Source organism: Streptosporangium sp. NBC_01755 (genome assembly GCF_035917995.1).
Taxonomy (GTDB): Bacteria; Actinomycetota; Actinomycetes; order Streptosporangiales; family Streptosporangiaceae; genus Streptosporangium.
Map to the genome: position 1 here is coordinate 72,508 of NZ_CP109131.1, position 24,958 is coordinate 97,465.

Sequence of the window (24,958 nt, forward strand, 5' to 3'; positions counted from 1 at the left end):
GCACATGCGAGTCCTGCTCCAGCTCCGCCCCTCCCCCGACGTCGTCGCGGCCGTGGCCGACCCCTCGGTGAGCACGGCGGCGGTCGACGTCGCCGACACGCTACCGGGGGTCGTCGTGGACCCCTCCTTCTCGCCTGTCGTCGCCCCCCGTCCGATACCCGGCGCCGGAGGCGATCCCCTCTCGCTCAACCAGCCGCTGACGTTCTCCTTCGCCGACGACGAGGCCTCTGTCCTGGTCCGCGGGGAGATCTCCGACGACGAGATATCCACCCGGATCACCCTGCTGCCCACGCTCCGCCCAGACGTCGTGGGGGTCTTCGCCGACCCGGTGATCGAGCGGGGCCTCACCTGCGGCGGCACGCCCCCGATGGGCGACTGGCGGGACGTGGAGCGGTTGCTCCACGTCACCGAGCTGGCTCGCGACGGCCTCGACGGCTCGGGCGTCGCGCTCGCGGTGCTCGACACCGGAATCAACTCGGCGCACGTCGCCCGGCACCTCGGCCGCGACGTCACCGTCGACGAACGGCGCAGCTGGAAACCGTCGGGGGTGGAGGGCAGGGCGGGTGAGTTCCCTGTCGACCACGGCACGATGTGCGCCTTCGACGCGCTCATCGCCGCCCCGAGGGCGTCGCTGATCGACGTGCCCGTGCTACTCTCCCGGAGGCCCGGCGGCTCGGCCCTGGACGGCCTGCTGTCGGACGCGGTGGCGGCCTTCGCCCACCTGCGCACCGTCCTCGAAGCCCAGCCCGCCGCTTCGCGATCACTGGTCGTCAGCAACAGCTGGGGCTCCTTCTCTCCCAGCTGGGACTTCCCCGCCGGTCAACCAAGGAAGACTATTTGCCCTACTCGCCATGATGGGCGTAGCGTCTCGGTTCGTGCCCCCACGTCAGACCACACGCTGCACCGCCGCCATAGCCGCCGGTCGCAAGCCCCGCGCATTGATCGCTATCCGCCTGTCCGAGGTGTCGGATGGGACAACCTCGCCCGAGGTGCAGCTTAAAGAGTGCCGAGCTGAATGCGAAAAATCAGGATTCGAGGTAGTGGGAATAGCCCAGGATCTCGATGTCTCCGCTACGACGTTTGATCCATTCCAGCGCCCGGAGTTGGGCGGTTGGCTGAACAACCGCTCCGACGAATACGACGTGATCGTGTTCTACCGGCTGGACAGGTTCGTCCGTAAGGTCTCCCACGTAGACAAGATGTTGACGTGGTCCCGTGATCGGGGAATCCGGCTCAAGTCGAGCACGGAGATGATCGACTCCGAAGATGCCTATGGGGAGATCTTCTTCTATCTGGTAGCGATCTTCGCCCAGATGGAAGCTAACGCGATCAGCGAACGGCAGAAAGCCAAGCAACAACATTTGCGGGAGAACGGCCGTTACCGTGGCGGTAACGTCCCGTTCGGTTTCCAGCTAGTCCCCCATCCGGAATGGGGAACAGTCCTTGAACACGATCCGGAGTATGCCCCGATTCTCCGACAGGCAATAGAAGATTGCATTGCCGGTAAGTCACTCCGCCAGATCATGCTGGAACTGAACGAAGCAAAGGTTCCCACGTCAATGGATATTGCCCGAGGACGGGCAGGGAAGGCCTCGAAGGGGTCCAAGTGGACCACTACCACAATCTCTAACATCTTCCGTTCTCGCATCCTGCTAGGCGAGGTTAACCACGGTGGTGAGGTAGTACGTGGGAAGGATGGCATGCCCGTTAGGCACGCCGAGCCGATCACCCCTCTGTTCCTCTGGAATAAGCTTCAAAAGGCGATCGCACCGGCGCCCAAGGACAAGTACCGGAAGAACGCGAGCCTCCTCCTGAGGGTCGCCTACTGTGGCCTCTGCGGCCGTCCGTTCAACCTGAAAAAGAAGTCGGGCCGTAGCCTGACCGACTACTACAGGTGCTCGGGCCTCCTGTCGAAGGAGTGCGACGCGCCCGTGGTCCGCGCTGACTTCATGCATTCGTGGGTGGATGACAGGATTCTCGACCACGTCGGCGACTTCAACGTCCGGGAGAAAATCGAAGACCCCGGAGAGGATCACTCAGAAGAGCTGGAACGTGTCGTGGAAGCAATCACAGAGCTGTATGACGACCGATACCTCAGGGGCAAGTTCCAGTCAGACGCCCAGGTAGCGCAGTTTGACCGGATCATGGCAAATCTGGAATCCCAGAGAGACCACCTGGCCTCCCTCCCGCAACGCCCGTCAGGCGTGCGGTACGTAGAGACAGGCAAGCGGTACGGCGATATCTGGAACGCCATGGACATCGGGGAACGGAACGTGTGGCTGCGAGAGCAAGGGGCTGTCCTCAAGGTCCACATGGAGCCCGGCGCGAAGACCCCGACCATCCACGCCAATTGGGGCGATCTTGAGCGGGTCGAGCGGCTAGCGCTGGGCATTGAGGCATAGCCCTAGAGACACAGAAAAGCCCCACAGGGCCATGAGAGCGCCCTCCTGAGAGCAGTCCGGATGTCCCATCGGACACCTGGTCACATCCAGCCTACCATGATGATCACTATTTGATTGCATTTCCGCATGCATGGCGCCAACAATCCCATGTTCCTACATAATGGCCAGCGTGTTGATGCTGCCAATGCCTAATTGCGCTCCGCGCCGTTAAGGAAGAACGGCCATGGGACGCCCTAGGATAGATCCGGAAGTCGCCAAACAGCGAATGAAAGAACGCGATTGTTGGCCCGTATCATACATGCCCGAGAGCAGGCCAACAAATTCGCCGTGGCTGTGCGTGTGCATGGAATGCGGAGAATTCATCAAACCGCGATACAACAGCGTCGTTAACCAAGGGCAAGGCGGTTGCGACCCGTGTGCACGTAAGGCTCAAGCACAAAAGAGGAGGTTTCCCAATGAAGCCGCAGTGACAGAGATGCGGGCCGCCAAGGTTGACCCCATTGAAAAAATATGCCCAGGTGTTAGTGAGCCTTGGCCCTCAATCTGCATGAACCCTGAGTGTCCAGGCATATGGTTCGGAAAACCAGCGGAAATCTCTCCACGCTTAGTTGATGCTCGCCGGAGCAAAGGAACTGCCTGCAAATACTGCGCCGGCAAAGCTGTGCATCCACATGCTGCGCGACTCCTAATGATCCGACGGGCTAGCGTGATACCTCTCGAGCCCTTTCCAGGGGCAAACGAGCCTTGGGAATGTATCTGTTTACGCTTGGGACATGTTACCTACCCGACGTATAGCAATGTTGCGGGAGGCCGTAGCACCTGCGAGCGCTGCGCCAAAAATTCTCCATATACGGAGTTCGAGGCGCGCGCCATAGCGAATAGATGTGGATTCAGGCCAGACCCAGACGCACGATACATCAATACAGGGACAAGTTGGTCCGGCACCTGCACAAAAAAAGGGCATCCATGCACTCCGCGCCTTGGGAATCTTATCGCTGGGCAAGGACCTTGCTATTTCTGCGCTAAGCGCGGCTACAAAACCGACCTTCCCGGCACTGTCTATCTGCTCATCAATCCCGAGCTGAAGGCGATCAAGATCGGGATATACAACGACCCGAAGCGGCTCAATCGGCACCTAATCCGGGGATGGACGTTATTGAGAAGCCAGGATTATTCCAATGGCCAGCATGCCTGAGCCTGGATCCACGGCGTGAATTCTGGTGATCATTCTTCGGTTCGATTCCTTCACCAGGACCGTTTTGCCTGACGGGGGTCTGATTTGGGGTGTGGAGAACCCGCCGTGCGCGGGTCACGGATTGTCCAGGCGTTCACGGGCTCGGGGGCGGGGTTCGTGCGCGAGGGCGCGGGTGACCGTGGAGGTCGAGGGAAGAGTGGTGGCAGGGCGGGGACGGGTCAAGCCGCGCGGATCGGTGGCAGCCGGTGGACGGCTTGGAAGAGGTTCATCCATGCGTGCCGCCAGTGCCAATACCGGGGAAGATGCAGGGTGAGGTGGCCCCGGCCGTGCCGGGCGATGCGGGCGGGCACGCCGATGAGATGGCGGCGCAGGGTGGCGCCGCGCGCCTTGGCGTGAAAGGTTCCGGCCAGGCAGCCGGCCGCGCGCAGCAGGTTGTGGCAGATCGCCGCCAAGGTCAGCCAGGCGGCGTTGGCGGTGAACACGCCCGAGGGCAGGTGCGCTAATGGCCCGTCGATCAAGTCCGCGTTGACCTGCTCGATGACCGCGTGATCACGGTGTTGTTCCTCGGCCTGCCCGAGGGCGTACGGACTGTCGGTGAAGATCGCGTGATAGCGGTAGAGCGGGAACGGTTCCTCTGGCCGGAGCCCGGTCTGCGAGTTGAGCCGTTTGACCCGGCGCACGATCAGCCGGGCGGTGATGGCCTGGCCCTTCTTCGCGGCGAACGCCGTGTAGGCGACCTCCGCGATCTCGGCGTCGGAGATCCAGCCCCCTGCTTGTTCGTCGAAGATGGCGTTGGGGTATTTGATCGCTGTCCAGGCGGTTTCGTCGATCGCCGCGATCGCGGCTTTGATCTTGGGGTCCATTTTGGCGGTGACGGAGAAGCGCACGTCGTTCGTGTGGCAGGCGTTGATCACGCCTGCGGTGTAGAACGCCGAGTCCCCGCGCATCATCAGGGTGGCGCTCGCGCCCGCTGATCGTGCCGCGCCGATCGACTCACGCACGAACCAGGCCGCGCCGCGGGCGGAGTTCGCGCTTCCGCCGCGCAGCCGGGTGCCGGTCACCACCGGGGCGGCCAGCGGTGTGGACAGTGTGGAGGCCAGCACGTTCAGCCCGCGCACCAGCACGCCCTTGCCGCCGATCTTGGTGTGGCCGAACCCCGATCCTTGCTTCTTGTAGCCGTAGGTACGTCGCTGCATCGAGTCCACATCGAGGAAGGCGAGCACGTCCGCGCCGGGCAGCAACGGCGTATGGGCGGCCAGCCGGGCCAGCAGCAGGCGGGCCACTTTCTCGATCTGCCGGACGTTGCCCCAGGCCAGGCACCGCAGGAACGATCCCAGCGTGGACGGTGCGCGGATACCGGTAAACAACGTGTCCATGCCGCCGTGGCGCAGTGCGTCCAGATCATCGATGCTGTCGGCCCCGCAGGCCATCCCGGCTACGATCGAGCCGATCTTCGCCGCCGGGTTCACGCCGTCCCGGCCGGTGGGAGTGACGTGCTCGCCCGCCAGGTCGCTCAGGCCGCACCGCTCGGCCAACCGCATCACCGGCCCCAGCCCGCCGTACGCGACTACACGCTCCTCATCGAAGATCGCATGGGTCTTGGCAGAGTCGTGGAACAATTGCACTTGAGAGGTGTCCTCTCGATCAAGGTGACGGAAGCCTGAAGAACTCCCATCATCCCAGGTCGGAGGGCACCTCCTCTCATTTCAGGATCTTCAGTTCAGAATCGGCTCGGTGGATCCAGGCTCAGGTGAACAGCGCGAGGACGTCGATAGGCCGCGCAGGCAGTGAGGTCGGTCAGGAGGTGCGCAGGTTAGCCGAGCAGGCTTCGAGCGTAGATCACGGCCTGTCGGAACGACTCCTGATCCTTCAGGCTGATTCCGGCCCACGCCGGACCATCGAAAGGGGCCTCTTCCTCGACGGACAGGAGTAGGCGACATAGCGCCGTTACGTCCTCATCCGTGCTTCCCTGAATCTGGAGCGCCTTACCGACATTCCGGACCGCCTCGACGGGCAGTGGTCGCAGGAACATCGCGGTACGCAGAGCGGAGCGCAGCAATGGGAAATCAGGGCATCGAGGGTCGGCAGACATTCGTTCAACCATGCTGGCGGACACGCCAAGCGATTTGGAGACCTCTTCAGGTGCCGACATCGCAGCCTCGGCGATGACCGCTCTCATTTCAGAGTGGGTCTGATCCACCATTCTCTGAAGGGCGTTCATGATCCGGTGCGCGGTTGCTACGCGCTCCCCTGGAGGTAGGCCGTCAAGGTCGGCCAGAGTCAGCAGGCCCCGGCCCAGGCGCGCCTCAAGCTCTACCGGGGTGCTGATCTCCGTCTCCATGGTGGGATGATCTGGGACAGCGTGCCCACGTGTCCACTAGGCTCCTGACCTGCACTGATGTGTGAGGTTAAATGGTGTTGCCCGGTCACCCCGGCAACTACTCCGACAACCCGGCCCACCCGTTCAACCTGATCGTCTCCAGCCTGGAGCGTGCGGGCGCCGACGTGCTGTTCGCCGCGGGAAACTGCGGGCGTGACTGCCCTGACGGCCGGTGCGCTTACCCGGATCGGCCCATCACGGGCGCCAACTCCCATCCGCGCGTTCTGTCGATCGGCGGCGTCGACACCCGTGGCGAGCGGGTCGGCTACTCCTCACAGGGTCCGGGCCGCCTCGTCGCCCGCAAGCCGGACCTGTGCGCCTACACCCACTTCTCCGGCTCCCGGGCCTTCGGCGACGACGAGGCCGACTCCGGCACCTCGGCCGCGTGCCCCGTCACCGCAGGCCTGATCGCGGCCGTGCGCACCCGCTGGCCCTCCTCGCTCCTGCCCCCCGGCCAGCTGCGCACCCTGCTCCGGCGCACCGCGGACGACCGGAGCGACGTCGGCTTCGACCACGACCACGGCTACGGCGTCATCGACGCCCCCGGGATCCTCGCCTCGTTGCGGCGCCGCGCCAAGCGCGTACCGTGAGGTCATGCTCCTGATCACCGTACGGCTCCCGTCCGACGCGACGCTCGCGCAGGCCATGCGGCACCTGGGGCTGCCGGAAGAGGACGTCGACACCGGCTACGGCCTGGTGCTCATCGACCCCGATCAGAACCTGTACGGCCTGCGGGTGACCGAGGCCGCGGCCCGCCGCGTCGATCCCGCGGCGGGCGGGGGCCCCTACGCCGACCCGAGGATCGAGCCGTACGGCCCCCCGGCCTGAGATCCCCGGAGGTCATCGTGTGTCAGAGCCGGCCGGGGTCGTGGCGCGTGCCACCAGTGTGCACAAACATCCTCTTCATGCTGGGAGCCGTCGCCGACCGCACCGATCACCCGATGCAGGCGCGGTCGGCGGACGCGCAGCGGGGTGATGAACTGCAGTGGGCCGAGGAAGAGGGCAAGGCTGGCAGGCAGGCCGTGCAGCACGATGGACAGATAGTGCGTGGCCACGTCGGGATTGATCGGGATCCTGCTCCGGCTGGATTCAGCCGGAGTACAGGAAGCGGCGCCCCCAGCCGTCTTCGGTGGCTTCGTCCTCCAGGTTCATCACTGCTCCGGCCATGAAGAGCAGGCCTTCGGCGAAGAAGCGGTGGGCTTGAGCGGCATCGAGCCCGGGCATCCGTTCGACCCTCTCGAAGATCGCGCGCGTCGCGCGCTGCATTTCCACGCGGATGTCAGGGTCGTGGCACGCGGCGAATCCCTGCAGGTACATCGCCATCAGGTCGTCGGCGACGAGCAGCCTGCCCCATGCTGACTCCATCGCGGTCAACGGGTCCGGGGCGGAGGCGCCGCGCTGGATCATCTCGCGCTCGATTGCCTCGAACACGTGGGTGAGCACGGCGATGAACAGTTCCTTCTTGGTCGCGAAGAGCCGGAACAGATTCGGCTGGGAGATTCCTGCCGCGGCAGCGATCGTCGTCGTCGATCCGCCGTGCAGTCCTTTCTGGCTGAACTCGCGGAGCGCAGCAGCCAGCACCTCCTGTCGTCGCTGTGACGCCGCGATCCGAGGACGCCGTCGGGGTGCTTGTTCCGGCATGAAGATAGTGTTCACTCACTATCGTCAGATGTCAACGACCTTCCCACATGTTGTGAGCCGTAACTGCCGTGCTCCCTTGGCGGGAGGACCTCAGAATGACCTCATGAGCGAGGGCCTGCGAGAGCGCAAGAAACGGGAGACCAGGGAGCGCATCTCCAACATCGCCACCGGGCTGTTCATGATGCGGGGCTTCGACAACGTGACGGTGGCCGAGGTCGCCAGGGCCGCCGACGTGTCGGTCAACACGGTCTTCAACTACTTCGGCACCAAGGAGGACCTGCTCTTCGACCGGCAGGAGGAGGTGGAGGACCTGCCGAGCAGGGTCGTACGGGAGCGGGGGCGGCAGGATAGCGCGCTGCGACTTCCTGGACGCGCTCGACACCCGGCACCACCGCTACGGTTTCCACGAGGGGAGTGACGCCTTCACCCGCATGGTCGCCGAGAGCCCTTCACTCAACGCCCGGATCAGAGAGATGAACGAGGCGCGCGAGCAGGCCCTGGCCAGAACGCTCGCCGACGAGGCCGACGCCGACCCCGACGACCTCACTCCCGCGTTCGCCGCCGCCCAGATCTGCGCGGTGCTGCGCGGGCTGATGGGCCACGCCGTCCAGCGCATGCTCGCGGGCGAGACGCTCGACACCATCGCCCCTGACCTGCGGCGACAGGCCGAGCGCGCCTTCGAACTCCTGGAGTCGGGCATCGGCGACTACTGCGTCAGGTCACCGAGCGTCCCACGGTGACCTGACCCGACTCACCCCGGCGGAAGATGACCGGGGACGCTTGGTCCGACATCACCCGCGAGGTGATGGCCAAGCACCCGGAGGCGTGGGTGTTCTTCGTGGCGTTCATGCTGGTGTGCACGTTCGTGGTGCGGGAAACCGCGTGGGAGGCAACGGCGTGAGAGGCAACGGCGTGAGAGGCAACGGCGTGAGAGGCAACGGCGTGAGAAAGCCCGCCGCCCGGAGGGCGGCGGGCCGGCGCCGAGGATAGGCGTCAGGTCAGCGCGAGTAGAACTCCACCACGAGCTGCTCGTCCACCGGGACCACGACCTGCTCGCGCAGCGGGCGGCTCAGCAGGGTGAACCGAAGCTCGGCGTGGTCGACGCCGAGATAGGCGGCGACCCTGTCGTCCGCGTACACGCCCTCGGAGGCGGCGACGAAGGGTTGCATCCGGCGCGACTTCTCGCGCACCGCGACGACCTGGCCCGGCCTGACCAGGTAGCTGGGAATGTCGACCTTGCGGCCGTCCACGGCGATGTGACCGTGGGCGACGTACTGGCGGGCCGCGTAGATGGACGGGGCGAGGCCGGAACGTAGCACCAGGGAGGCCAGCCGCGTCTCCAGCAGCACCACCAGCTCGGCTCCCGCGCGGCCACCGCCGCGCAACGCCAGGTCCCAGTATCGACGCATCTGGCGCTCGGAGACGTCGTAATACCAGCGCAACTTCTGCTTCTCCATCAGTCGCAGCCCGTAGTCACCGGTCTGCCGCCGATTGGTCTTGCGACCGTGCTCACCCGGCGGGTAGGGGCGCTCCTCGAAGTATCGGACGGCCTTGCGGGTCAGCGGCACGCCCGCCCGGCGGGACAGGCGCACCTTCGGTCCGGTGTAGCGCACGCTCGCTCCTCTATGGTTAGGTTTACCTTAGTTAGGCAAGGCTAATCTTATACAGCAGTTTCTCCCCGACCTCAAGGAGAGCCGGTCCATGCAGCCAGTCACCGCTCCGCCGATCCCCGAGCGGGTCCGCACCCTCGCCGCCGGCGCCACTCTCACCCACGTGTCCGTCGCCGGAGGCACCAGCCCCGCGACGCCCGCCAGAGGCGGCGTGGACGGCGTCGGCCGGCCGGTGCTGCTCGTCCTGCCGGGCGACCCGCTCCACGACGTGCGGGACGAGCCCGTGGTGACCGTGGACCTGACATCGAACCGCTCGCTGGGAGAGCACGAGCTCTCGCGCGGCCTGCTCAAGGTGCAGGGATGGGCGCAGGTCGTGCCCGTGGCCGAGGTGAGGCAGACCGCTGTGGCGATCGCCGAGCGCTGCCCCGACGAGGCGCTGTTCGAGGTGCTGGAGGGGACGGACGGCCCCAGGCTGCTACGCGTCGACGTCGGCAGGGTGATCTATATGACCGGCCCCGAGTCGGGCGTGCTGGAGGCCGAGGAGTATCTCGGCGCCGCTCCCGACCCGCTGATGGGCGAGGCCGAGCGCATGCTCAACCACGTCAACGGCGCCCATCGCAGGCAGTTGGAGGCCGCCCTGGGCTCCCTGCTCGCCGAGCCGCTGCCGGGGGCCTGGCTCTGGGAGCTCGACCGCTTCGGGGCGACGGTCCGCTGCGGCGTCGAGGACCCGACCCTGATCCGGCTCCCCTGGCCCTCACCCATGACCGACGCCGAGTCTCTCGAACAGGCCGTACGCTGCCTGCTCTGCCACCGCTGACCCAGCGGCCGGGTGCGCCCGGGCGACGGCTGGAAAAGGTCGGCCAATCGGCCGGGAAAGCGCGGAGAAAGAACCGGAGTACGACCGACGGCGCATTACCGCGCGGCTCCATTTCCGGCGACGGCCGGAAATGGGCGCCAGGCTGTTCCATACGAAACCGCCCCGAGAGCAGGATCGCTCACCGGGAAACCGGCCAAGGGGAATCTTCTCGGGAACGGAATATCAGTTCTCGGACGCCACCTCGCTGGTGTTCGTGATGACCTGATCGACAAAACCGTAGTCTCTGGCCTCGGTGGCGGTGAACCAGCGGTCGCGGTCCCAGTCCTCCTCGATCCGCTCCAGCGGCTGGCCGGTGTGGAAGGCGATCCGCTCGCGCATCATCTGCTTGGTGTAGAGCATCTGCTCGGCCTGGATGGCGATGTCGGTGGCCGTGCCGCCGAGTCCCCCCGAGGGCTGGTGCATGATCACCCTGGCGTGCGGCAGGACGTAACGCTTGCCGGGCGCGCCCGAGCAGAGCAGGAACTGCCCCATCGACCCGGCGATGCCCATGGCCACGGTGGCGACGTCGTTGGGGATGTACTGCATCACGTCGTAGATGGCCATGCCCGCCGACACCGAGCCGCCGGGCGAGTTGATGTAGAGCCAGACGTCGCGCCGTTCGTCGTCGGCGGAGAGCAGGAGCAACTCCCCGCAGATCCGGTTGGCGACCTCGTCGTTCACCTCGCTGCCGAGCACGACGATCCGCTTGCGCAGCAGCCGCTGGTACAACTGATCTTCGGGGACGATCTGGGGACCGCTCATGTTCTCCACCTACTCCGAACCCAGGATTTGCGAATAACGAATACCCGTGACCATAGCCCGGTACGGGAGCGTGATTTCCGTTCGTTCGCTGTGAGCGCTTTCCGCTGAAAGCGCAGCATCGGTCATTTCGATTTCACGCCGGAGACGACGGTTTCACTCGCGAGGGACAACAGTTTCACTCGCGAGGCATGAGTGTTTCACCCTCGTCGCGCGATGCCCGAGAGCGGAGGCGACCTCCTGCCCGGGGAGCACGGCGGCGAAGCGATCTCACCATACGTGATGCTCGCCACGCCGTGTCCGCCCCCTTCCGTCCAGCCCGCGTCACGGCGTCCGGCGCGGCGCCCTCGGGGGATTCTGATCCACCGCCCGCATCCCGGTGACGGCGGGCGGCCGTCACCGCGGCGTGGCCGACGATCGACCGGGAAACGCGCCCCGGCGTTTCACAGCGCCGCGAGAGCGGAACACAGCGGCGGACCTCAGTCGAAATCACCCTCCGCGTGGCGCGCGGCGTTGAGGCCTTGACCGGCAACGGCTGGATTAGCATGGCGTCGCCCACATCGCATGATCACCCTGTGATATGTGGCGTTCTCCCCCCTCATGCCCGGAAAGCTGAGGTCGAGGAGAGACCCATGTCCCGCAGACACGCCATCACCACGGGGTGCGCCCTGGCCATCACCGCGCTCGCCCTGGTGCCCGTCCCGGCCACCGCCCAGCCCAGGGCCGCGAACGCTCCTGCCGCCCCGGGCGCCTGGAAGCCGCCGGCGGGCATGATCGAGGCACTCCAGCGCGACCTGCACCTCACCAAGGAGCAGGCCCAGACCCGCCTGGTCAACGAGGCCCGCCTGGCAGGGGTCGAGGCGGACCTGCGCGGGAAGCTCGGTGAGCGCTTCGCCGGTTCCTGGTTCGTCGGAATCGTCGCGCAGCGACTCGTGGTCGCCACCACCTCCGAGGCCGACATCCCCCAGATCGTCGCCACAGGCGCCCGGGCCGAGATCGTCACACGCTCCCTGGCGGACCTCGCCGCCATCAAGAATCAGGTGGACAACACTCCGGCTGCCCACAAGGACACCGGAGCCGTACGCTACATCGACGTGCGGACCAACAAGGTGGTCGTCCTCTCCAAGGATGTCGCGATAGCCTCGAACGCTCTGGAGGCCTCCGGTGCGGACCCGGTCGCGGTGAAGGTGGAGCCCTCCGACGAGACCCCCAGACTCCTCGACGACCTCGTGGGCGGCAACGCCTACTACATCGGCACGACGGAGCGCTGCTCCATCGGCTTCTCCGTGGTCCGCCAGTCCCAGAACGGTTTCGTCAGCGCCGGTCACTGCGGCAAGCAGGGCGACACCACGAGCGGCTCCAACCGGCTCCCTCAGGGTGTCTTCCAGGGGTCGGCCTTCCCCGGCAGTGACTACGCCTGGATCTCGGTGAACGCCAACTGGACGCCCACTCCAACGGTGAACAACGGCGCCGGAGGCACCGTGCCCGTCACCGGCTCCAGGGCGGCCATCGAGGGCGCCTCGGTCTGCCGGTCCGGCTCCACCACCGGCTGGCACTGCGGCACCATCCAGCAACGCGACACCAGCGTCACCTACCCCCAGGGAACCGTCTCCCAACTGGTACGCACCAGCGCCTGCGCCGAGCCCGGCGACTCGGGCGGCTCGTTCATCTCCGTGGACCAGGCCCAGGGGGTCACCTCCGGCGGCTCCGGCAACTGCACCTCCGGGGGCGTCACCTACTTCCAGCCGGTCGACGAGATCCTCACCACCTACGGCCTGACCCTGACGACCGTGGGCGCGGGCACCACCCCACCGGGCACCACCCCACCGGGCACCACCCCGCCGAGCGCATCCTCCTGCAGCGGCTATCCGAAGACGGTCACCGGCAGGCTCGGTAACGGCCAGTCCGCCTACCAGCCGAACAACAGCTACTACCAGACGACGGTCACCGGCCAGCACTCCGCCTGCCTGGACAGCGACGGCAGCGTCGACTTCGACCTCTTCCTGCAGAAATGGAATGGCATGACCTGGGTCACCGTCGCCACCTCCGACAGCCCTGGGCCCGACGAGCAGACCAGCTACACCGGTACGCGCGGCTACTACCGCTACCGCGTGACCTCCGCGAGCGGCTCCGGCCCCTACACCCTGAAGTACAAGACGCCGTGACGTCCTTCCCGGCGCGAACCGCCGGAGATTCCCGCCACACCGTCCTCGCGGCCCCTTGAGGATTCCCGCGTAGCGGAGCCCGGCCGTGGGTGCCCCATCGCTATGGGCACCCACCCGGTGTCCGGCATCCCGCTCCTGTCGGGAACCCCACCTCACGGGTGACCCGCACCTACCTCTCCTCCGTGTTACCAAAGCGTTTCTCAAGGGGACCGAACTTTTTTCACATCTTATATTATCTTCCGCTGCCCCCCGGAAGGAGGAAGAGACGATCAGGAGAGTCAAAGGTGTCTCGGCGCCCCTTTCCTGCGATCACCCCTTCGGGGACCGCTGACGAATCCGCACGGCACAACGGCGTGACCGACAACGGCGCAGCCGACAACGGCGTGGCTGACAACGGCGTGACCGACGGCACGCGGTCTCCAGCCCGGTCACGGGGCGCCGGGGAGGCGACCGTTCAGCCGAACCGGCAAATGTGTCGAAATCACTCATAATGGGAACTTTCCCCCTAGGCACATCATCGCTTCCGGGAGCACCCCGACGGACATGGCGCCGCGATGCCCGGGAGTCGAAACAGGGCGCCACACCACCGTTACTCAATGAAACCGTCCGCCCCCTGCACCACCGCACGAGTCTGTAAATCCACAGATAAATGTCGAAAGGGGACGGGGATGACCGGTCTGGCGACCGAGAACACGCTGATCCGGAACGCCTCGGACGTGGAGGCCTTCGCACGACAGTGCTTTCTCGCCTCCCCCGGCGAGCAGGTGGGAGTCGAGCTGGAGTTCCTGGTCTTCGACCGTACGGCTCCCGCCCGCCAGGTTCCGTGGGGCAGGATCGCCGAAGCCCTGCCACGGCTACCCGGCGGGAGCCTGGTGACCTTCGAGCCTGGCGGCCAGCTGGAGCTCTCCGGACCACCGGGCTCGCTGCCCGACGCGATCACCCGCCTCACCGCCGATGTGGACGCCGTGCGCGAAGCGCTGCGGGACGCCGGCCTGGTGCCGGTCGGAGTGGGACTCGACCCGCTGCGGCCGGCCCGGCGGCAGCTGCGCCTGCCCCGGTACGAGGCGATGGCGGAGTTTCTCGGCATGCCGTACGGGGCGCTGATGATGTGCTCGACGGCGTCGATCCAGGTCAACCTGGACCTGGGCGAGAGACCCGCGACGCGGTGGGAGCGCGCCCACCTGCTGGGTCCCGTCCTGGTGGCGGCCTTCGCCAACTCGCCGCTCAGCGAGAGCCGGCCATGTGGGTGGATGTCGGGCCGCCAGGCGGTGTGGGAGCGGCTCGACCGCACTCGGACGGCCGCCGTCCCCGCCACCGGCGACCCCGCCGCCGACTGGGCCGAGTACCTGCTCGACGCCCGCCTCATGGCCGTGCGCGAGGCCCCGCAGAGCCCTGAGAACCCGGAGAACGCCGGGGACGCCGGGGACGCCGGGGACGCCGAGGGCACGCGGTACCACCCGGTCCGCGACGGCTCGACCTTCCGCGACCTGCTGGCCGCGGCCGCGCGGCCGCCGACCCTGGCGGACCTGACCTACCACGCCACGACGCTCTTCCCACCCGTACGGCCGCGCGGCTGGCTGGAGATCCGCTACCTCGACGCCCAGCACCCGGCGAGCTGGCCGGTGTGCGCGGCGGTGACCCACGCCCTGGTGACGGACGACCGCGCGGCCGACTCGGCGCTGGCCGCGGCCGAGCCGTGCGCGGGGATGTGGCTACGGGCGGCACGCCGCGGCCTGGCCGACCCGATGCTGCGAAGGGCCGCCGACGCCTGTTTCCGCGCCGCCCTCGCGGCGCTGCCCAGGCTGGGAGCGGCACCGGCCCTGGTCTGCGAGGTCGCCTCGTTCGCCAACCGCCACGTGAGCCCCGGCCGCTCCCCGGCCGCCGATCTGCTGGATCTGGCCGGAGGGCCGGGACGGCGCCTGCCCGACTGGCTGGCCCGGGAAGGACGGATCTGACGTCCTCCTCAAGGCCGGCTCAGGACCTGACCGGAGCCGGGACCCGGAATCTCCACCACGGAGGTATCTGATGAGCGACTTCAAGGAACGGATCGCCGCCGGGCTGACCGCCGCGCGGAGCCGGTCCACCGCCTACACCGACGCCGAGGACGACCTGCTGGTCAGGCAGCACTCGCCGCTGATGTCGCCGCTGGTGTGGGATCTGGCGCACGTCGGCAACTACGAGGAGCTGTGGGTGCTGCGGCAGGTCGGCGGGATCACCCCGCTCCGCCCGGAGATCGACGACCTGTACGACGCGTTCAGGCATCCGCGCGCGGGCCGCACGGCCCTGCCCATCCTGGGACCGGACCAGGCGCGCCGCTACATCGAGGGCGTGCGCGGCCGGGTGCTGGACGTCCTGGACGCGATCGACCCGCACGACCCCGACCCCCTGCACCGGGACGGCTTCGTCTTCGGCCTGGTGATCCAGCACGAGCACCAGCACGACGAGACGATGCTCGCCACCCTGCAGCTGTCCGGTGAACCGGGCCTGGTCCGCGACGGCGACCTGCCGCCCGGCCGGCCCTCGGGTGCCGACGAGGTGTTCGTCCCCGCGGGTCCCTTCACGATGGGCACCGACATCCTGCCGTGGGCCTACGACAACGAGCGCCCCGCCCACCGGCTCGACCTGCCCGGCTACTGGATCGACAGGTTCCCCGTCGGCAACCGCGCCTACGCGGACTTCATCGCCGACGGCGGCTACGACGATCCCCGCTGGTGGTCTCCGCAGGGCCGGCTCTGGCGGCAGCGGAGCCGCGCCTTCGCCCCGCTGTTCTGGATCTCCGACGGCGGCACCTGGTGGCGTACCCGCTTCGGCCGGACCGAGCCCGTCCCCATGGACGAGCCCGTCCAGCACGTGTGCTGGTACGAGGCCGACGCCTACGCCCGATGGGCCGGCAGGCGGCTGCCCACCGAGGCCGAGTGGGAGAAGGCCTGTGGCTGGGACCCCGAGGCCGGGCGGGCGCGGAGATATCCGTGGGGGGACGACGACCCCGGGCCCGCCACGGCGAACCTCGGGCACCGGGCGGCACGGCCCGCACCGCTCGGCGCCTTCCCGGCGGGGGCGGGCGCCTACGGCACCGAGCAGATGATCGGGGACGTGTGGGAGTGGACCGGTTCGTGGTTCCTGCCCCACCCCGGCTTCCACAGCTTCCCCTACCGCGAGTACAGCGAGGTGTTCTTCGACTCTCGCCACCGGGTGCTGCGCGGCGGATCCTGGGCGTCCGACCCGGCCGTGGTCCGCACCACGTTCAGGAACTGGGACCGCCCGGCCCGCAGGCAGATCTTCTCCGGCTTCCGATGTGCCCGCTCGGCCTCCCCGGATCAGTGCCCCGCGCGCTTCCCCGTACCCCCGCCGGAGCGAGGGTAGATGTGCCGCCACGCGGCCTGGCTGGGCGCTCCCCGACTGCTGGCCTCGTTGATCCACGAACCCGGCCACGGCCTGCTCCGGCAGTCCCACGCCCCGCGCCTGCAGCGCTACGGCACCGTCAACGCCGACGGCTTCGGCATGGGCTGGTACGACGCCTCCCGCGCCGAACCGGTCCGCTACCGCCGTACGATCCCCATCTGGGCGGACGCCAACCTGACCGGCCTCGCCCGGGTCGCCCGCTCCGGCTGCCTGCTGGCCACCGTACGGTCGGCCACGGCGGGGATGCCGATCGAGGAGAGCGCGACCGCGCCCTTCGCCGACGGGCCGTGGCTGCTCAGCCACAACGGCCGGGTCGCACGGGAGGCGATCAGGGAACTCACCGACGACGCGGAGAGCTCCTGCGACTCCGCGTGGCTCGCCGCCGCGGTGTTCGCCCGGCGACGAGCGGGCGCCCCGCTCGGCGAGGCCCTGGTCGAGGTCGTCACCCATGCCGGGGTGAAGGATCCCGACGCCCGGCTGAACCTGCTCGCCTGCGACGGCGGGTCGATCGCCGCGACCGTCTGGGGCGACACGTTCTTCCTCCACCTCGGAGACCATCCGCGCGACGGCGTGCTCGTGGCGAGCGAACCACTGGACGATCGGCCCGGCTGGCAGGCCGTACCGGATCGGACCCTGGTCCTCGCCTCCGCGGACGGCGTGCGCGTCCAGCCACTGTGACAGAGCGGAGCCGGACCACAGGAAAGCACAGCACCCCGGTCAGGGACCGGCGAGCCGGGACCCGTGACCCACGGACCCAGGAGGCCCCCGTGTCAGTCAGCCAGTCAGCCGTACACCTGGTCGACCATCTCGGCCGCGACCACCTTCGCCAGGCACTCGAACACGACGTCCGCACCGGGCTGACGTCGACTCCCAAATGGCTGCCGCCCAAGTGGTTCTACGACGAGGCCGGCAGCGAGCTGTTCTCCCGGATCACCCGGTTGCCCGAGTACTACCCCACCCGCCGTGAGCTGGCCATCCTGCGCCGGCACGCCCTCGACATCGCCACGCGCGCCGGCGCCGACACCCTGGTCGAGCTCGGCTCGGGGACCAGCGAGAAGACCGTGCTGCTGCTCGACGCCCTCTCCGCGACGGGGACGCTGCGCGCCTACACTCCGGTGGACGTCGACGCAGCGACCCTGGGCGACGCCGCGCGGTGGCTCACCTGGCGCTACCGCGGCCTGACCGTGCACGCGATCTGCGCCGACTTCGAGGCGCACCTGGCACTGCTGCCCCGTACGGGACAGCGGTTGGTGGCCTTCCTCGGCGGCACCGTCGGCAACCTCGCCCCGGCGGCACGCGAGGTCTTCCTGAAGGAGCTGCGTGCCACGCTACGTCCCGGCGACACCTTCCTGCTCGGCGCGGACCTGGTCAAGGACACCGACCGGCTGGTCGCGGCCTACGACGACGTGAGCGGGGTGACCGCGGCCTTCAACCGGAACGTCCTGCACGTGATCAACAGGGAGCTGGGCGCAGATTTCGCCCCGGACGCCTTCGAGCACGTCGCGCTGTACGACGCGCGGCACGAGTGGATCGAGATGCGGCTGCGCGCGAGCCGCGCCATGCGCGTGCGGATCGCCGGCCTCGGCCTGCGGGTCTCCTTCGCCTCCGGGGAGGAGATGCGTACCGAGATCAGCGCCAAGTTCCGCCCCGAGGGCCTGCGGCGAGAGCTGGTAACGGCCGGATTCGGGGTGATCCACCATTACACCGACCCGACCGGCGACTTCAGCCTCGTCCTGGCCGGCACGTGATCACTGATGACCTGAGCGCCGGGCGGTGACGCCGACGAGGGGACGGGTGTCAGACGAGGGAGCGGACGGGACGGACCGTCTGCCAGACGGCGGAGTCGACGGCCTCCGGGGAGAGGATGTGATCCAGGACCATGTGGGCGCAGCCGACGATCCCGGCGCCCGGGCCGAGGCGGCTGCGCTCGATGCGCAGGTTACGGGTCGCCAGGGCCGTCGAGCGGCGGTGGATCACCTCGCGGACCCCTGAGACCATCGGCTGGAAGGTCTCCGCCACATCGCCGCCGAGCACGACCACCGCGGGGTTGAGCAGGTTGACCGCGCTGGCGACGACCTCGCCGAGCATCCGGGCGGCGTTGCGGACCACGGTCATGGTCTCCGCGTCGCCTGAGCGGACCAGGCTCACCACGTCGGCCATGGTCTTGACCTCGTGCCCCCGGGCGCGGAGCTCGCGCAGGATCGCGGTACCGCTGGCGACCGAGTCGACGCAGTCGATGTTGCCGCAGCGGCAGAGCACTCCCCCGCCGTCGCGGACCGGGATGTGCCCGATCTCCCCCGCGGCGCCCAGTGCCCCCCGCAGGATCTCGCCGCCGGCGATGACCCCGGAGCCGATCCGGGTGGAGACCTTGATGAACAGCAGGTCATCGGCCTCGCCCGCGTAGATCGCGCGGTGCTCGCCGATGGCGATGACGTTCACGTCGTTGTCGAGGAGGACCGGAACGGGGAAGCGCTCGGCGATGATCGGCGGGATGGCCACGCCCGTCCAGCCGGCCATGATCCGGGTGCTCTCCGTGCGTCCGGCCGCGAACTCGACGGTGGCCGGGACGCCCAGGCCGACGCCGCGGACCAGGGAGGCCGGGCGGTCGCCGAGCAGCTCGCTCCAGGTCTGCATGACCAGGGGGAGGACGACGTCAGGGCCCTCCTCCACGTCCACGGACAGTTCCGCGCGGGCCACCACCTCGCCCGTCAGGTCGCAGACGGCGACCTGCGCGCGGCTCGCGCCCAGCGAGCCGACCAGGACGAGGCCCCCGGAGGCGTTCAGGACCAGGCGGGTGGGCGGACGACCTCCGGTGGAGGGGCCCTCGGTGTCCTCCACGACGAGGCGCCGCTCCAGCAGTTCGGTGACGCGCAGGGACACCGCGGGCCTGGACAGACCGGTGACGCGCCCTATGTCGGCGCGCGTGACCGCCTCACCGGAGCGGATGAGGCGTAGCACCTCACCACTGGTGGCCAGCGCGGCAGCGGGACGTCGAGGCATCGGCCAAGTGAACCACACCTGCTTAGGGAATGAAAACTACGTACTTTCTCATCTCAAATTACAAAACTCGGGTTGTGTGGAGCGCAAGATATGGCTACTGTCCGATCTATCCCCAAGTTCGGTAGATCATCACGGAGCGCTCCCCCCATGGCCGAGACCCCGCAACCCGCCGACCTCATCGTCTTCGGTGGCACAGGTGACCTCTCCATCCGGAAGCTCCTCCCCTACCTGGCCGGCCCGCCCATGACGTTCGGCCCGTTCTGCCGGGAGGCACACCGCGCGGGCCTGGTCACCCCGCCTCACGAGCGGCTCCTCATGGACGTCCTGGCCGGAAACCCGACCCTGTTCATGCGGCGCGACGAGGTCGAGGCCGCCTGGCGGTGGATCGATCCGATCATCAGCGAGTGGGAGTCACGGGGCACGGCGCCCGAGCCCTACCCCGCGGGCAGCGCGGGCCCCGCCTCGGCCCACGAACTCGTCGGCCGCAGCGGCCGCGGCCTGCACGGGGAGGGACTGGCGTGAGCGGCCGGGAACAGCGCACAGACCGAACCGACCGCGACGCAGGAGACCGGATGCATCCCGTGATCCAAGAAGTGACAGACCGGCTGGCCGAGCGGAGCCGCCCCAGCCGCACCGCGTACCTGGCCCGGCTGCGCGCCGAGGCAGAGGCGGCCCGCCGGCGCGGTCCCGCCAGGGCGAGCCTGGGCTGCGCCAACCTGGCCCACGGCTTCGCCGGCGTGGGAGAAAGCGACAAGCGCGACCTGCGGGCCGGCGTCAAGTCCGGCGTGGCGATCGTGTCGAGCTACAACGACATGCTCTCGGCGCACCAGCCCTACGAGACCTACCCGGCGATCCTCAAGGCGGCCGTCAGGAAGGCCGGCGGCGTCGCGCAGTTCGCCGGCGGCGTGCCCGCGATGTGCGACGGCATCACCCAGGGCCGGGCGGGCATGGAGCTGTCGCTCTACAGCCGCGAGGTCATCGCGATGGCCACCGCGATCGCGCTCTCGCACGACATGTTCGACGCCTCCCTCATGCTCGGCGTCTGCGACAAGATCGTTCCCGGCCTGCTGATCGGGGCGCTGCACTTCGGCCACCTGCCCGCGGTGTTCGTCCCCGCCGGGCCGATGACCTCCGGCCTGCCCAACAAGGTCAAGGCCCGCACCCGGCAGCTGTTCGCCGAGGGCAAGGTCGGCAGGGGCGAGCTGCTCGACGCCGAGGCGAAGTCCTACCACTCCCCCGGCACCTGCACCTTCTACGGCACCGCCAACTCCAACCAGGTCATGATCGAGGTCATGGGCCTGCACCTGCCGGGCTCGACCTTCGTCAACCCGCACACCGAGCTGCGCGAGGCCCTGACGAAGGAGGCGGGCAGGCGGGCGGTGGCGCTGACCGCGCACGGCGACGAATACACCCCGGTGGGCGAGGTCGTCGACGAGAAGGCGATAGTCAACGCCTGCGTGGCGCTGCTGGCGACCGGCGGCTCGACCAACCACACGATGCACATCGTCGCCATCGCCGCGGCGGCGGGCATCGAGCTCCTCTGGGACGACCTGGCCGCGCTGTCGAAGGTCGTGCCGCTGCTGACCCGCATGTACCCCAACGGCCAGGCGGACGTGAACCACTTCCAGGCCGCGGGCGGCATGCAGGTGCTCATCGGCGACCTACTGGACTCCGGGCTGCTCCACGGCGACGTGCTGACCGTCGCCGGGCGCGGGCTGGACCACTATCGCTCGGCCGTCGAGCTCAAGGACGGCGAGCTGGTCTGGCAGGAGCGCACCGAGGGCAGCACCGACCTGGACGTGCTGCGCCCGGTCTCCGACGCGTTCTCCGCCGACGGCGGCATCCACATGCTCAACGGCAATCTGGGGCGCGCGGTCAGCAAGGTCTCCGCGGTCAAGGACGAACACCTGGTCATCGAGGCCCCCGCCAAGGTCTTCGACGACCAGCTGGAGCTGCTGCGCGCCTTCGACGCGGGCGAGCTCGACGGGCAGGACTTCGTGGCGGTCATCCGCTACCAGGGGCCGAGCGCGAACGGCATGCCCGAGCTGCACAAGCTCACCCCGCCGATGGCGGTGCTGCTGGACCGGGGACAGCGGGTGGCGATCGTCACCGACGGCCGCATGTCCGGCGCGTCGGGCAAGGTTCCCGCCGCCATCCACCTGTCGCCGGAGGCCGCCGACGGCGGCCCCATCGCGCTGGTGCTGGACGGCGACCCGATCCGCCTCGACGCCGCCGCCGGCACCCTGGAGCTGCTGGTCCCCGCCGACGAGCTGACCGCCCGGTCCCCTCATGGCGCGCCGCTCACCGACGCCCAGTGGGTGGGCACCGGCCGCGAACTGTTCGGCGCCTTCCGCCACACGGTGGGCCCGGCCGAGCGCGGCGCGGGCATCTTCGCCCTGAACGGCTACGCCGAGGCCGTCGCGGACGGCGGCCGGGCATGATCGCGCGCACCCTCCCTCCGATACGACCCGCGAAGGAGATCATGTGAGCCTTCCCTGGCTCGTCGCGGACGTCGGCGGCACCAACGCCCGGTTCGGGCTGGTCACCGAGCCCGGCGGTCAGCCCGATACAGTGGCCGTGCTCGCGGGCGCGGAACACGACGGCCTCCCCGAAGCCGTAGCCGCCTATCTCGCAGACCATGCGAGCGGAGTTCGGCCGGGAGCCGCGTGCGTCGCGATCGCGGGGCCCGTGGAGGGCGACCGCTACCGGCTCACCAACGCCGGATGGACAGGGTCGGTGCGCGAGCTGGGCATCCCGAACGCCTGGTTGCTCAACGACTTCGAGGCCCTGGCCGCGTCCCTGCCGTACCTGCGGGGCGAGGACCTGGTCTGTCTGGGCGGCCCGGAGCCCTCACGCGGCGTCAAGGCCGTACTCGGCCCCGGAACCGGCCTCGGCGTGGGCGGCCTGGTACCCGCCGCCGAGGGCTGGGTGCCGATCCCCGGGGAGGGCGGCCACGTCACCATGCCGCTCCTCGACGAGCGCGACCACGAGATCGTCCGGGCGCTGCGCGCGGACGGCCTGGAGCACGTGGTGGCCGAGCACCTGCTCTCCGGGCCGGGGCTGTCACGCCTGCACCGGGGGCTCGCCCTCGTCCGCGGGATGAACGCGCCAAGACTGTCGGCCTCCGACATCGTGGCCCGGATGGACGACTCGCTGTGCGCGCAGACCGTCGAGGTCTTCTGCGCCATGCTCGGCACCTTCGCCGGCAACGTCGCCCTGACCCTCGGCGCCCGGGGCGGGATCTACCTGGGCGGCGGCGTGCTGCCGCGTATCGTGGACCGGGTCCGCTCCAGCGACTTCCGCCGCCGCTTCGAAGCCACCCCCACCCTGAACGACTACCTTTCCGGCATCGCCACCACGCTGATCGTGGCCCCACAGCCCGCCCTGGCCGGCGCGGCGGCGTGGCTGAACCAGCGCCTGTCCAACCTGGAGTACGTGTGAGTAGCCTGCTCGACATCGCCCCCGTCATCCCGGTCGTCGTGATCGACGACCCGGAGACCGCGGTCCCCCTGGCCCGCGCCCTGGTCGCGGGCGGCCTGCCGGTCATCGAGGTCACCCTCCGCACCCCCGCCGCCCTGGACGCCATCGCGCGCATCGCCGCCGAGGTCCCCGAGGCGGTGATCGGCGCGGGCACCGTCCGCACCCCGGCCGACGTGGCCGCCTCGGTGGCGGCCGGTTCCGCGTTCCTGGTCAGCCCGGGAACCACCCCGAAGCTGGTCGACGCCCTGGAGGCCGGCGGGGTGCCGTTCCTGCCCGGCGCGGCGACCGCGTCCGAGGTCATGGCACTGGCCGAGCGCGGGGTGACCGAGATGAAGTTCTTCCCGGCCGAGGCCGCCGGCGGCCTGCCCTACCTGAAGGCGCTCGGCGGCCCGCTGCCGCAGATCAGGTTCTGCCCCACGGGCGGCATCAGGCCCGCGACCGCCCCCGAATACCTCGCACTGCCGAACGTCGGCTGCGTGGGCGGGACCTGGCTCACCCCCGCCGACGCGCTCGCCACCGGTGACTACGCGCGGATCGAGAAACTGGCCACCGAGGCGGCCGCCCTCCGCCGCTAGCAGGGGGCCGGCGCCGCGTGGTCACCGGAGAGTCTCCTCTCGGTGACCACGCCACCGGCCGGATTCCCTTAACCTTGAACAAACGAGGGGAGTACTTCCCAAGAACCGCCCCGGTCAATACGGACGCTCTGCGGCGTCCCCGGACGGTTGCCCGCGAGGTGCGGGTGAAGGAGACCTCGAATGACCGAGCGCATTCGAGGAGTGAGCATGCCCACCGACGGTCTCCCGCCCCGGCAGGTACCGCCTTCCCGGCTTTCCTCCGCACGGACGCCGTCCCCTCCGGCGCCCGCCGGATCGGCGGCGAACTCGATTCCGCCGTGGGAGGCCCGCGAGACGCATTATGGGGTGAGTCCCCTTTCCTGCGAGGTGCACGTGATGGCCACCACACCGGCCAGCCGGTCCTTTGTCGAGGATCTGCACTATCCGGCGGGATCGCTGGTGCTCCTCGCGGGGCTCCCCGGCGCGGGCAAGAGCACCCTGCTCGACCGGCTGTACGGACTGCGCGGCGACGAGAGGGAACCGGTCCACGCCGGTGAGGTCCGCGTCGTCGACTCGCGCCAGTCCCGCAACTGGTGGGCCCGCTACCTCGGCCCGATCCCGCCGCGAGCCCGCATCCCGCTGGTGCACACCACCCACGTGGTGCGGATCGCCCGCGCCCTGCTGAAGGGGCACGGCGTCGTCGCGCACACCCGCGGCACATGGCCGCACATCCTCTACGGCTTCGCATGGCTGGCGCGCAGGGTCGGCAGCGAGATCCACCTGATCCTGCTCGACGTGGAGCCGGGCACGGCACGCGACGGACAGTTCTCGCGCGGCCGGGTCGTCACGGACACCACCTTCGCCCGGCACTGCCGCCGCTGGCGGGTGCTCATCGAGCGTGCCCGCAGCGGCGTGCTCCCTCCGGCCACGGGCGTCACGATCCTCGATCGTCCCGCCGCGGACCTGCTCCGGGCCATCCGCTTCGACGAGCGGCCCCCCACCCGGCGAGACGGATGACTTTACCTCCGCCTGGCTCTGCGCATTCCCCTCCCAGGGCAGGTTCAGAACAACCGGGAGGAACACATGATCGACGTACTGGCTCTCGCCGAGGAACATCTCGCCCTCGCCAGGGAGAGCGCGCACGGCCGTAGCGCCCACACCTACCTCAACGAGGGCACGCTACGCCAGGCGGTCATCGTGCTGACCGCGGGGACGGTCCTCGGTGACCACGACGCCCCGCCGGCCGCGAGCCTGCACGTCCTGTCGGGGCGGGTACAGATCGTCGAGGAGGGGCAGAGCATCGAACTCGGCACGGGGCAGGCCGCCCCGATCCCACAGCGACGGCACTCTCTGAAGGCCGACGAGGATTCCGCGGTCATCCTCACCAGTGTCGTCAACATCTCCGAGTGAGATCGGCCGGGTGACATCCAGCGGGTAGCCGTCGTCCTCACCCGTTCGATCCCGGCGGCCCCCGTTCGCGGGACGCGGCGACCCACCCGTGGAGGTCGCCGGTG

Annotated in this window: 24 protein-coding genes and 1 pseudogene; 19 read left to right on the top strand and 6 right to left on the bottom strand. The window is 68.9% G+C overall.

Annotated elements, in window-relative coordinates; all coding sequences use genetic code 11:
- The first annotated feature begins 4 nt into the window (after window positions 1–4).
- Both OG884_RS00235 and OG884_RS00240 read left to right on the top strand, forming a co-directional pair.
- The gene (locus OG884_RS00235) at window positions 5–1,000 is read left to right on the top strand and encodes a hypothetical protein (protein WP_326640913.1); all 996 of its coding nucleotides are present in this window, start codon (window positions 5–7) and stop codon (window positions 998–1,000) included.
- Window positions 990–2,402 (top strand): recombinase family protein, encoded by a 1,413-nt coding sequence (locus OG884_RS00240; RefSeq protein WP_326640915.1) that lies wholly within the window; start codon window positions 990–992, stop codon window positions 2,400–2,402. The genes OG884_RS00235 and OG884_RS00240 overlap by 11 nt, the downstream gene beginning before the upstream one ends.
- A 1,413-nt stretch (window positions 2,403–3,815) precedes the next feature.
- Here OG884_RS00240 and OG884_RS00245 read toward each other — a convergent pair.
- Both OG884_RS00245 and OG884_RS00250 read right to left on the bottom strand, forming a co-directional pair.
- On the bottom strand, window positions 3,816–5,222 hold the full coding sequence (locus OG884_RS00245; protein WP_326635019.1) for an IS1380 family transposase: 1,407 nt from the start codon (window positions 5,220–5,222) through the stop codon (window positions 3,816–3,818).
- A 188-nt stretch (window positions 5,223–5,410) separates the two neighbouring features.
- Window positions 5,411–5,938, bottom strand: a complete 528-nt coding sequence (locus tag OG884_RS00250; RefSeq protein WP_326640917.1) for a hypothetical protein — start codon at window positions 5,936–5,938, stop codon at window positions 5,411–5,413.
- Between the two features lie 71 nt (window positions 5,939–6,009).
- Between OG884_RS00250 and OG884_RS00255 the strand changes: the two genes are divergently transcribed.
- Together OG884_RS00255 and OG884_RS00260 are read left to right on the top strand one after the other, a co-directional pair.
- Window positions 6,010–6,567, top strand: a complete 558-nt coding sequence (locus tag OG884_RS00255; RefSeq protein WP_326640919.1) for a S8 family serine peptidase — start codon at window positions 6,010–6,012, stop codon at window positions 6,565–6,567.
- Window positions 6,568–6,571: 4 nt separating this feature from the next.
- A complete protein-coding gene (locus OG884_RS00260; RefSeq protein ID WP_326640920.1) occupies window positions 6,572–6,805 on the top strand; it encodes a hypothetical protein in 234 nt (77 codons plus the stop codon).
- A gap of 261 nt (window positions 6,806–7,066) precedes the next feature.
- On the opposite strand, the gene OG884_RS00265 is transcribed toward OG884_RS00260, so the two are convergent.
- Window positions 7,067–7,558: a TetR/AcrR family transcriptional regulator gene (locus OG884_RS00265; protein WP_326640922.1), complete on the bottom strand. Its 492-nt coding sequence runs from the start codon at window positions 7,556–7,558 to the stop codon at window positions 7,067–7,069.
- Window positions 7,559–7,721: 163 nt separating this feature from the next.
- Between OG884_RS00265 and OG884_RS00270 the strand changes: the two genes are divergently transcribed.
- From OG884_RS00270 to OG884_RS00280, 3 genes are read left to right on the top strand one after another with little or no spacing between them, the layout of a single operon-like run.
- Window positions 7,722–8,036: a TetR/AcrR family transcriptional regulator gene (locus tag OG884_RS00270; protein WP_326640923.1), complete on the top strand. Its 315-nt coding sequence runs from the start codon at window positions 7,722–7,724 to the stop codon at window positions 8,034–8,036.
- Window positions 8,037–8,049: 13 nt separating this feature from the next.
- Complete coding sequence (locus OG884_RS00275) at window positions 8,050–8,358, top strand: acyl-CoA-like ligand-binding transcription factor (protein WP_326640924.1); 309 nt, start codon at window positions 8,050–8,052, stop codon at window positions 8,356–8,358.
- Between the two features lie 26 nt (window positions 8,359–8,384).
- Complete coding sequence (locus tag OG884_RS00280) at window positions 8,385–8,519, top strand: hypothetical protein (RefSeq protein ID WP_326640926.1); 135 nt, start codon at window positions 8,385–8,387, stop codon at window positions 8,517–8,519.
- A 97-nt stretch (window positions 8,520–8,616) separates the two neighbouring features.
- Here the strand turns inward: OG884_RS00280 and rpsD are convergent, their stop codons facing one another.
- Window positions 8,617–9,231 carry a 30S ribosomal protein S4 gene (gene rpsD / locus OG884_RS00285; protein WP_326640928.1) on the bottom strand — a complete coding sequence of 205 codons (615 nt, stop codon included), beginning with the start codon at window positions 9,229–9,231 and terminating at the stop codon, window positions 8,617–8,619.
- Between the two features lie 88 nt (window positions 9,232–9,319).
- Between rpsD and OG884_RS00290 the strand changes: the two genes are divergently transcribed.
- Window positions 9,320–10,045 carry a DUF2470 domain-containing protein gene (locus OG884_RS00290; protein ID WP_326640930.1) on the top strand — a complete coding sequence of 242 codons (726 nt, stop codon included), beginning with the start codon at window positions 9,320–9,322 and terminating at the stop codon, window positions 10,043–10,045.
- Window positions 10,046–10,267: 222 nt separating this feature from the next.
- On the opposite strand, the gene OG884_RS00295 is transcribed toward OG884_RS00290, so the two are convergent.
- Window positions 10,268–10,846, bottom strand: a complete 579-nt coding sequence (locus tag OG884_RS00295) for a ClpP family protease (RefSeq protein WP_326640932.1) — start codon at window positions 10,844–10,846, stop codon at window positions 10,268–10,270.
- 629 nt (window positions 10,847–11,475) lie between these two features.
- Between OG884_RS00295 and OG884_RS00300 the strand changes: the two genes are divergently transcribed.
- The 5 genes from OG884_RS00300 (at window position 11,476) to egtD (ending at window position 18,158) form a co-directional block, all read left to right on the top strand.
- On the top strand, window positions 11,476–13,008 hold the full coding sequence (locus OG884_RS00300; RefSeq protein ID WP_326640934.1) for a S1 family peptidase: 1,533 nt from the start codon (window positions 11,476–11,478) through the stop codon (window positions 13,006–13,008).
- Between the two features lie 668 nt (window positions 13,009–13,676).
- Window positions 13,677–14,963, top strand: a complete 1,287-nt coding sequence (egtA, locus tag OG884_RS00305; protein ID WP_326640936.1) for an ergothioneine biosynthesis glutamate--cysteine ligase EgtA — start codon at window positions 13,677–13,679, stop codon at window positions 14,961–14,963.
- A gap of 70 nt (window positions 14,964–15,033) precedes the next feature.
- Window positions 15,034–16,371: an ergothioneine biosynthesis protein EgtB gene (gene egtB, locus OG884_RS00310; protein ID WP_326640937.1), complete on the top strand. Its 1,338-nt coding sequence runs from the start codon at window positions 15,034–15,036 to the stop codon at window positions 16,369–16,371.
- Window positions 16,372–17,088, top strand: a complete 717-nt coding sequence (gene egtC / locus OG884_RS00315; RefSeq protein ID WP_326640938.1) for an ergothioneine biosynthesis protein EgtC — start codon at window positions 16,372–16,374, stop codon at window positions 17,086–17,088.
- A gap of 89 nt (window positions 17,089–17,177) precedes the next feature.
- Window positions 17,178–18,158 carry an L-histidine N(alpha)-methyltransferase gene (egtD, locus tag OG884_RS00320; RefSeq protein WP_326640940.1) on the top strand — a complete coding sequence of 327 codons (981 nt, stop codon included), beginning with the start codon at window positions 17,178–17,180 and terminating at the stop codon, window positions 18,156–18,158.
- Between the two features lie 49 nt (window positions 18,159–18,207).
- On the opposite strand, the gene OG884_RS00325 is transcribed toward egtD, so the two are convergent.
- Window positions 18,208–19,410, bottom strand: a complete 1,203-nt coding sequence (locus OG884_RS00325) for an ROK family transcriptional regulator (RefSeq protein WP_326640942.1) — start codon at window positions 19,408–19,410, stop codon at window positions 18,208–18,210.
- 300 nt (window positions 19,411–19,710) lie between these two features.
- On the opposite strand from OG884_RS00325, the pseudogene OG884_RS00330 reads away from it, so the two are divergent.
- The 6 genes and pseudogenes from OG884_RS00330 to OG884_RS00355 form a co-directional block, all read left to right on the top strand.
- Window positions 19,711–19,932 (top strand): annotated as a pseudogene (locus tag OG884_RS00330) (glucose-6-phosphate dehydrogenase); the annotation flags it as partial.
- 50 nt (window positions 19,933–19,982) lie between these two features.
- On the top strand, window positions 19,983–21,851 hold the full coding sequence (edd, locus tag OG884_RS00335; RefSeq protein ID WP_326640944.1) for a phosphogluconate dehydratase: 1,869 nt from the start codon (window positions 19,983–19,985) through the stop codon (window positions 21,849–21,851).
- A 43-nt stretch (window positions 21,852–21,894) separates the two neighbouring features.
- Window positions 21,895–22,851, top strand: coding sequence for a glucokinase (locus OG884_RS00340; RefSeq protein ID WP_326640946.1), 957 nt, complete (start codon window positions 21,895–21,897; stop codon window positions 22,849–22,851).
- On the top strand, window positions 22,848–23,465 hold the full coding sequence (gene eda, locus OG884_RS00345) for a bifunctional 4-hydroxy-2-oxoglutarate aldolase/2-dehydro-3-deoxy-phosphogluconate aldolase (RefSeq protein ID WP_326640948.1): 618 nt from the start codon (window positions 22,848–22,850) through the stop codon (window positions 23,463–23,465). Before OG884_RS00340 ends, eda begins: the two co-directional genes overlap by 4 nt.
- A gap of 375 nt (window positions 23,466–23,840) precedes the next feature.
- The gene (locus tag OG884_RS00350; protein WP_326640951.1) at window positions 23,841–24,461 is read left to right on the top strand and encodes an AAA family ATPase; all 621 of its coding nucleotides are present in this window, start codon (window positions 23,841–23,843) and stop codon (window positions 24,459–24,461) included.
- Between the two features lie 66 nt (window positions 24,462–24,527).
- Window positions 24,528–24,854 carry a cupin gene (locus tag OG884_RS00355; RefSeq protein WP_326640952.1) on the top strand — a complete coding sequence of 109 codons (327 nt, stop codon included), beginning with the start codon at window positions 24,528–24,530 and terminating at the stop codon, window positions 24,852–24,854.
- The last annotated feature ends 104 nt before the right edge of the window (window positions 24,855–24,958 follow it).